The organism is Spirosoma sp., assembly GCF_048594605.1.
GTDB lineage: Bacteria > Bacteroidota > Bacteroidia > Cytophagales > Spirosomataceae > Spirosoma.
This window is the reverse complement of sequence record NZ_JBMDWV010000227.1, coordinates 1-8,742: the sequence shown is the minus strand read 5'-3', so window position 1 is coordinate 8,742 and position 8,742 is coordinate 1. Positions and strand designations below refer to the sequence as shown.

Genomic DNA, 8,742 nt, shown 5'->3' with positions numbered 1-8,742 from the left:
TCGACTGGCGCGGGTTTTGCGCAAACATCGCGTCTGTCAGTTGTCCGGGGACCTGATACGTATAGGTCGAGCGACCCAGTTCAGCGGTTATGCCCAGGCGTTGTGTAGCCTGATACTGCACTCGCGCAAATTGGGCTTCTGCATTGGAACTACTGTTTTCCCGGTACCCTTCCGAATGACGACGGTAATAATAGGCGTAGTACGTCCATTTTCCCACACGCCCGCCAAGCGCATTATACGTACTGAGCAGACCATACGTACCGACCGAATTAACTGTCTCAAATCCGAAACGACGAGTCGTATCAGCACCTTTCGTTACGTAGTTCAGCATCCCCCCAAATTGAGCACCGTATTGTAACGACGCCGTTCCACGGACCAGCTCAACCCGGTCGATACTTTCCATCGGGGGCGAGTAATGGCTGGCTGGGTAGCCGTACATATCAGAATTGGTGATAACGCCATTCTGCCGGATGTTATTTTCCCAGGAACGGTGCGGATCTAACCCACGCGTCGATACGTTGATCTGGTTGCCCGTACCGTCCATATCGTAGACAAATACGCCAGGAATTCGGGCAAACACCAAACGGGGTGTCTTCTCCGCCACATTCGCGTCGATGTCTGATAATCGAATCACTTCGCTCCGTTTACCGCCCATCAGATACGTACCGTGCACGGTTGGTAGCGACGTAACAACTATTGATCGAGACCCTTTCACGGTTACCTGATTTAACGTTTGGGTACGTAGTGAGTCTTCGTCGGTCGTCCCCTGCCCGAACGTAGTTGAGCCGGGTAGCCAAAAAATAACCAGGATGAGCAGACCGTCCTTAAACGAATCAGACCACCGCTTCACTACTGTATATTGACTGAGTTGCATTCTTAAAAATCTTCAGACAGGCTGAAGCACTTACGTAGGGTATATCGAACAGCACATAGGCGCTCTACATACCTTTGTTGATGTAAAAAGGGAAGTAAATTGAGATGACCCAGGAAACGTAGTCATAGGCCGTCTCCAGACAAGGTCAACCTGATAGTAGAATCACGTAACATCGACACCCCGACCATTGGAAAGGCAGTTCTCTATCGACAATGCCAAACGGACAATAAACCCAGGCAAAAGCTAAGTGAAACAGTACGACCAAGCAGCCGCCAGGAAAAGCAGGAATACGTTACGCGATGGTTGATCGCTTACCTATATTTCAGGCGGGGGCGAATGAACGGGCAGCGCACGCGCAGCGAACACAAACGCTACGTCAGGAATGCGAATGGCCTCACGCCAATCAGGAGAGAGAAAACTAAAAACAGCTCGCGGAGTAGGCGAGTATTCTTTCAATAAAAATTTCAGAATTTTGTTCGCTTTCTGATGCGAATCGGTTGTTCCGGCAATATGATCGTTCAGGAACGAGAGCAGATCACTTTGCCAGAAGGAACGGCTTTCAGCTTGGAGACCCGCAATATGCAACGTATCGCCCCGAAGCTCCATGCTTACCACCGAGTAGTACTGGCCCCGATAACTGAATCCATCCGACGTAGTGCTCGCAATTGCATTCGCATCGAGTTTGTCTTTTAAGGGGATCTCGAACTCCACAATACTATCGACAGACCGATATACCGAAAGCCGCTCCGACAGGTCGTGTTCTGCCTGCCACCACGTACCTACAAACACCAGCACATACGCTAGTGTGTGATACAGGAGTAAGGCAGAGAGGCCTATGGAAACTGCTTTCTTCACAAATACAATCGGTAAACTTTCTCCAAAAATAATACTAAATTATAAACAAATCACAAATACAAAGGCTTCATTTCATTTTTTATGAGCATTACTACTTATTGAATTGGCACCTGTATTGCAATCAAAAGCTGTATTTTTGTGTTAGCTCGATAGCGCATGATCTACGATAATCACAACCGCCCTATCACATACCTTCGGCTAGCCGTAACAGATCGCTGTAATCTGCGGTGTTTTTACTGCATGCCTGAAGAAGGGATTAAGTACTTACCTAAGCACCAGGTGCTCACATTTGAAGAGATGGAGCGGCTTGTAAGCGTACTGGCCCGTCTGGGTGTGCACAAGGTACGTATCACGGGTGGTGAGCCGTTTGTTCGTTCTGGACTGATGAATTTCATGCATCGGCTGGCGGAGATTGATGGATTAACAGACCTGTCCATGACGACGAATGGCGTATTAACGGCTCCGCATGTTGCAGAATTAGCGGCTCTCGGTGTTCGGTCGGTGAATTTAAGTTTAGATACACTTGATCGGGATCGCTTCCGGAAAATCACCCGACGTGATGAATTGCCCGCCGTATTGAAAACGCTGGATGCCTTACTGGCGGCAGGTATTCAAACCAAAATCAATGCCGTTGTGATGGAGGGACAGAATACGCAGGATTTAATCCCGCTAACTGAGCTAACCCGTACGTTACCTGTTGATGTGCGGTTTATTGAAGAAATGCCTTTCAATGGCGAGGGTAGCCATTACCCGGTGCTTCACTGGACACACCGACGTATTGTCGACGAAATACGAACCCATTTTCCGTCGCTTCAGAAACTTCCCGACCCACCCTTTTCAACCTCGGCCAATTATCAGATTCCGGGTCATCAGGGAACCATCGGCGTTATAGCCGCCTTTAGCCGAACGTTCTGCGGCACCTGCAACCGTATCCGTCTGACTGCTCAGGGTACCTTGAAAACCTGCTTATACGATAACGGCGTACTGGATATTCGGGCGTTGCTACGCCGTAGCAACGGACCGTCCGGCGCATCGGACGAGGAACTGACAGCCGCTTTTTTACAGGCCTTTGCTCACCGCCCGGCCAACGGATTTGAAGCGGAACAGCAACGTAGCGTTGTTACCGAATCAATGGCAACGATTGGGGGTTAACATCCGCCTTATTTACTGGTACTCACAACTCGTTATTTTCTCTCTACCTTTGTCAGTCACCTTCTTTTGAGTCATGCAAAACCTTAAGATTGCGACAGCACAATTCGAGAACGCCAGCGGTGACAAGGATTATAATCTTCGTGTAATCAGCCGACTGGCCACCCAGGCCGCTCAACAGGGCGCTCAGGTAATTGCCTTTCACGAATGTTCAATTACAGGTTACACCTTCGCCCGGCATTTGTCGGAAGCGCAGATGCTCGCCCTTGCCGAACGCATACCTGATGGCGAGAGTATTCAGAAGCTTACTCAGATAGCGAAAGACAACAATATTGCGATTCTGGCTGGCTTATTCGAAAAAGATGAGCAGAATCGGCTTTTCAAGGCTTACGTATGTGTCGATAAAAATGGTCTGGTGGCTAAATACCGCAAGCTCCACCCCTTTATCAATCCTCATCTGCTACCCGGCGATCAATACGTAGTATTTGATCTGTACGGCTGGAAGTGCGGTATCCTGATCTGCTACGACAATAATGTCATTGAAAACGTACGGGCAACAGCCCTGCTCGGCGCTGATATCATCTTTATGCCACACGTAACGATGATGACACCCTCCACCCGGCCCGGAGCCGGTTTTGCCGACCCGAATTTGTGGTACAATCGGGAGAATGACCCTACGTCGGTACGGCTGGAATTCGACGGTCTGAAAGGACGTGCCTGGCTGATGAAGTGGCTTCCCGCCCGCGCTTACGACAATGGTATATACGTTGTTTTTGCAAATCCCATCGGGATGGATGACGATCAGTTGAAAAATGGCTGTTCGATGATTATCGATCCTTTCGGCGACATTATCGCTGAATGCCGTGAACTGGGTGATGCAATAGCCACCGCAACCTGCACGCCCGAAAAATTGCAGCAGGCTGGCGGAAACCGATACCGTAAAGCCAGACGGCCCGATCTGTATAAAACGATTCTTGGTCAGGATCACACCCCCGAACAAAAAGTAGTCTGGTTAAATACCGATTCCGGGCAATAAGCTACCACCGCATCAGTGCGGGTACGCCTTCCAGATATTCGTTGGTAAATAACGTATCAACGTCCAGTTGTTGAATCGGCTCGCCTTCTTTGTTCGTAAGCATTCGGTTACGAATCATCCAGTTGACAAAGGAAAGCCAGATGCTTCGGTGCATATACCCCCAGTGGCCATCGCCACCCAGATAATAGCCCGCCACCATCTGCTGGCTCTGTTCCACAAAATTGCGGTTTGCCAACGTCGGATGGTTCGCCGTTTTCATTAAAATCCGGGCGGCCTCGTCCGGATTTTTGATGGCATATCGAAAACCAGCCGCAGTAGCTTCCAGAAAATGACGTAGTGCATCGCCATTCTTGCTAATCCAGTCGCGGTGACCCGTTAGAACTGGATTGTAGCTATACGGAATTTCGTACTCATCAAATAAAAACTGGTTGAGCTCAACTCCCTCAATGTCGGCTCTTACCCCTTCCCAGGTTAGCCAGAACCAGGCGGCATCGACTTCGCGCGTCTGTAAAGCTTTCCAGATACCCGACCATGACATTTTATGGGCGACAAATTGCCCACGTCCGCCATCATTCTGAATCAATTGCCGGATAAGATCCTCCTCATAGCGAGCCCCATACGAAGCATATACTTTACCGTCCAGCTCGTTCGGCCGATTGATTCCGCTTTCTTTTAACGTAACAATAGCGCTGATATCACGGGCAAGCAACGTAGCAACGGCCACCAGCGGAACACCATTTGTCTGATAACTGATAACGCTTTCAGAAGGCGTAATGGCCAGGTGAGCATCGTTTTGCGCTACGCGCCGGGCAGGCATGGTTTGATAATTCTCCTGGTCCGGCGAGATAATCTGTACGTCAAGCCCTGCTTTTTCATAAGCCCCCTTCGCAAGGGCTATGTAGAATCCGGTGTGGTTTGTATTGGGCGTCCGGTCGAGTGCTAAGCGAATGGAGGTATTCATGCCTAAGGCTAATGTTACGGTTTTTTTAACAAGCCAATAAAGGGAAAGTTTTTTGAAAATACACAGAATCTAGAATAGGATACACTTTATATTGATTAGTTTACATGTATAAGTAAAAGGTTCATCTGGTCTGATACCAGACTGTTTTACGTAAACCTACAGAAACACCCGTAGCATTTGTGTAGAGCTGACCAAAATCCGCAGCGACCGAAGCCGTGAGCAGCGTTTCTCCCAGCCAGGGCAAAGGCGTACCTACCTGAATCAACGATGACCATTGAGCAAGCGGACGGGAAAAAGACTCCATCGGGACACCGTAGTTTTTGCTGTATGAAACCTTTGCCACTACGTTCATCCGTCGTGCAATCGTAGATCGCATGGCGATATGAGCTACCTGTACCCGATTGTTATTTATCACCCAGCCCGTATTCTTCTGGTTATCTGGCTTGACGTCCTGTTTCAATGTGATGAACGGCGTACCGACAATACGGTTCTTATAAGTCCATCCATCCTGATACTGTCGGTTATTGAAATAATTATCGGCACCCGTTTCCGTCTGTTCAACGTTGGGGTCAAAAATAGCTCCGCTCTGGTTCATGGTCGATAAAAACTCAAGTAGAACAGCCTCCAGGCGAAACGCCGATGAACCATGCCGCGTTGGCCGAATCTGAATACCACTCAGACCATCGGGCATATTTCTGAATAATATACCCGACAAATCATCGAAGCTGTGCTGGTGATACACGAGCAGCGAAACCGCTGGAAGACGTAGCGCTATTCCGAAATCATAATTTCCAATGTGATTCCCGTACATATTCACATAGTCGAAGGACGTAACACGCGGATTATTCAGACCATTCATCCGAACAGCAAACAATACATTCGGAAAATCACGTAACTGATTCGGAAGCTGACCATTAACGGCGTAATGATAATCCAGTGAATCGGAGCGACCGGCCCATTGCGCAACGTGATTGATACCGACGTAGAAATGAATGGCCGACAATGGTTTGCCAATGCGGAGTATCAATGATTTCTGATGCAGAAAAGACTGTTGCATGTAATTCGTATTAGCCATCCAGCCATGCGCTATAAAGGCATTGATTCCCAACCATTTTCGACGTCCAATGTGAGCAAAACCTTTTGTGCCAAAGCGAACCTTAGGAATAGGCAGCGCATTGCCCGACCACGAGTACGATCCAGACGTAAGCAACGTATCAACCACACCAGTCACTTCGCGCCGACGCCCAACCACCAGCTCCAATTGTCGATGAGCTAGTTTAACGTAATATTCAGGCGCCAGCAATCGATTTTCCTTCCCGACATTACCAACAGCCTCAGCGGAATAGCTCAATACCCAGGCCCGGCTCGGTGCTTTTCGGGCGTATATTCCTGCTGTATCGGTCAATAAAACGGAGCCTGTTACGCCCGCACGTAACGTACCGGCCGGAGAGGAATAAGGAACAATCCCAAATTGATTTGCCCGCAGCCAGAACGGTGTTCGTTCGTTCGAAGAGACGATGCCGCCTACCTCTACGAACGTCTGGTGCTGACTTTTGGTCTGGGCTTTACTAATAGAACAACTGATGATAAGTAGTGTAGTGAGAAGAAAGAATTGCTTCATAGGTGCAAAAAAAGAAGTTTTCCTCTAACAACCTATGCCCTAACCATTTACATTCGTGCCTATCTACTGCTTTTGCTCTTAGCTATCTTTTCTTTAAACACTACAGTAAAGCGTTTTATGCTGGCTCTTACTACCATGAAGCCTGTAAGTTAACTTTACTCTCTCTCTGTACTAGCGTATCTCGTTTCAATTATGAGCCAATCTCGTCGCCAATTTCTGAATCAGCTTGGCCTGGCCGCTGCCAGCGTAGGTCTGTCATCTGTTTTACCAACACAAATATTTGCCGATATGCCGATTAAACCGTTCGGTTTCGATATTTCACTAGCCGAATTTTCCTTTGCTGGCGATCTGATGTCGGGCAAAATGTCGAATATGGAATTTCCGGCCCGTACGAAAAAAGACTTTGGTATCAACGTACTGGAATACGTGTCCATGTTTTTCAACAACAAACATACCGATCAGGCTTATCTGAAAGAACTCAGGCAACGCTGCGACGATCTGGGGATGAAAAACAACCTCATCATGGTCGATGGAGCCAACATCGCTGATCTGGATGCGACGAAACGTCAACAGGCTGTTGAAGCGCACCATGCCTGGGTCGATGCGGCTAAGTACCTGGGCTGTAGTTCGATTCGCGTCAATTTGGGCGATACGTCCAAAGCCCTGACGGGTGCGCCGGACGACCCGGCCGAGGAAGCAGCCAAAGCGGCCGCTGATGGCTATCATAAACTGCTGGAATATGCCGCTAAGTCGAACATGAATGTGATCGTTGAAAACCACTTCGGCAACTCAACCGATATCGACTGGCTGGTGGGTGTTCTGAAGCAGGTAAACATGCCCAATGCAGGTTTATTACCCGATTTTGGCAACTTCTGCCGGCAACGTAGCAAGCCCGAAACCAATGATATCAAAGGGATTATGGGCACCAAATGCATCAAGGAATATGACCGCTACGAAGGGGTGAAAAAGATGATGCCCTACGCCAAAGGCATCAGCGCTAAAACCCATAAGTTCGACGCGAAAGGCAACGAAACCGAGACGGATTTCCTGAAAATGTTCAAAATAATCAAAGACGCCGGTTTCAGTGGGTACGTAGGCATCGAATACGAAGGCGGACTCATGCAGATGTACAACCCAACGGGCGGCTATCTACCCACCACCGATGGTATCCGCGCTACCAAAACGCTGCTCGAACGCGTTCGCACCGAACTAGCTTAACGTAGTGATTGGCTACAATCGGTCATCACTACGTTATAATTGATTGTAGCCAATCAACTGAATGCCTTTGTCTTTGATAAGTTGCTTCACACGCGGATGAGTCCACGTATCAGTCACGCCCTGCCGGTCGATGGCTACGTTCCCATAACCTATGTGATGGATGGCACGAACTTCCGGCGTGTCCAGACCCGGATGATCGACGAACAGATACGTTTTGCCGGGTTCCAGACTTTCGAGCATTTTCAGAAAACTCTGTAGTTTTTCCTCCGGCGTTACGTGTGCCCCACCGTAGCCCGTATACGTAACACCGGCATTCCGAAGGCTCATGTCGTAATGCCTGATGTGGTATTCCTGCGCCAGCTTCTTCACTAAATCGTTTACTTCATCAGTCAAACTGGTACAACCCATGTGGCCCGAAAAATGACTGATCCGTGGGATTTTCTTCATCGCCAGCTCAATCTGTGCCCGAAATTCCTTTTCGATATCGGCTAACTTCCAGTCGTTTTCCACCACCGACCGCTTCGGGTAATCTTTATTCGGACGTACCATTGGAAAGAAATATCCGTCGGCATCCCGCAAACTCGGGCAGTCGGACAGTGGCCGCCATTTGATGTTATCCCACTCGCTGGTCAGTGTTAAGTGAATGCCAATATCGGCGTCCGGAATTTGCTTCAGCATCTCAACAGCCTCCGGAAACCAGGGCGACGGTACGAGCACTTCGATGGATTTCTCGATACCTTCTTTGTAGCATTTCAGAATCGCTTCGTTGCCCGCGTGTGCGTAACCCATATCGTCACCCCGAACAATCAGGCGCGGTGGAGTCGTTTGGGCCGTTGCCAGACGTAGCGTCTGTAAGAGGACACAGGTTAGTAGTATAGTTCTCTTCATGAATTATAAGAAGGTTTTACCTATCCGACCCCTCCGGGGTCAAATGTTTATAGAAATAAAATACGTGCTATAAACATTTGACCCCGGAGGGGTCTAACAAATTTGGTTTCATCACATCAACTACTCATCGCCAACGTTTT

At 48.8% G+C, this 8,742-nt stretch carries 8 protein-coding genes; 3 read left to right on the top strand and 5 right to left on the bottom strand.

Going from position 1 to position 8,742, the window contains the following annotated elements:
• On the bottom strand, window positions 1-874 hold an 874-nt coding region (locus ACOJS8_RS14565; protein WP_420149274.1), incomplete at its 3' end, for a TonB-dependent receptor plug domain-containing protein.
• Between the two features lie 315 nt (window positions 875-1,189).
• Complete coding sequence (locus ACOJS8_RS14560) at window positions 1,190-1,729, bottom strand: hypothetical protein (protein WP_420149273.1); 540 nt, start codon at window positions 1,727-1,729, stop codon at window positions 1,190-1,192.
• Between the two features lie 156 nt (window positions 1,730-1,885).
• On the opposite strand from ACOJS8_RS14560, the gene moaA reads away from it, so the two are divergent.
• A complete protein-coding gene (moaA, locus tag ACOJS8_RS14555) occupies window positions 1,886-2,881 on the top strand; it encodes a GTP 3',8-cyclase MoaA (protein ID WP_420149272.1) in 996 nt (331 codons plus the stop codon).
• A 73-nt stretch (window positions 2,882-2,954) separates the two neighbouring features.
• Entirely contained in the window at window positions 2,955-3,914 is a 960-nt protein-coding gene (locus tag ACOJS8_RS14550; RefSeq protein ID WP_420149271.1) for a nitrilase family protein, read from the top strand.
• Between the two features lies 1 nt (window position 3,915).
• Here ACOJS8_RS14550 and ACOJS8_RS14545 read toward each other — a convergent pair whose 3' ends face one another.
• Complete coding sequence (locus tag ACOJS8_RS14545) at window positions 3,916-4,875, bottom strand: ABC transporter substrate-binding protein (protein WP_420149270.1); 960 nt, start codon at window positions 4,873-4,875, stop codon at window positions 3,916-3,918.
• A gap of 121 nt (window positions 4,876-4,996) precedes the next feature.
• Window positions 4,997-6,496 carry a capsule assembly Wzi family protein gene (locus ACOJS8_RS14540; RefSeq protein WP_420149269.1) on the bottom strand — a complete coding sequence of 500 codons (1,500 nt, stop codon included), beginning with the start codon at window positions 6,494-6,496 and terminating at the stop codon, window positions 4,997-4,999.
• Window positions 6,497-6,688: 192 nt separating this feature from the next.
• Between ACOJS8_RS14540 and ACOJS8_RS14535 the strand changes: the two genes are divergently transcribed.
• Complete coding sequence (locus ACOJS8_RS14535; RefSeq protein WP_420149268.1) at window positions 6,689-7,714, top strand: sugar phosphate isomerase/epimerase family protein; 1,026 nt, start codon at window positions 6,689-6,691, stop codon at window positions 7,712-7,714.
• Window positions 7,715-7,747: 33 nt separating this feature from the next.
• Here the strand turns inward: ACOJS8_RS14535 and ACOJS8_RS14530 are convergent, their stop codons facing one another.
• Entirely contained in the window at window positions 7,748-8,602 is an 855-nt protein-coding gene (locus ACOJS8_RS14530) for a polysaccharide deacetylase family protein (RefSeq protein ID WP_420149267.1), read from the bottom strand.
• Between the last annotated feature and the right edge of the window lie 140 nt (window positions 8,603-8,742).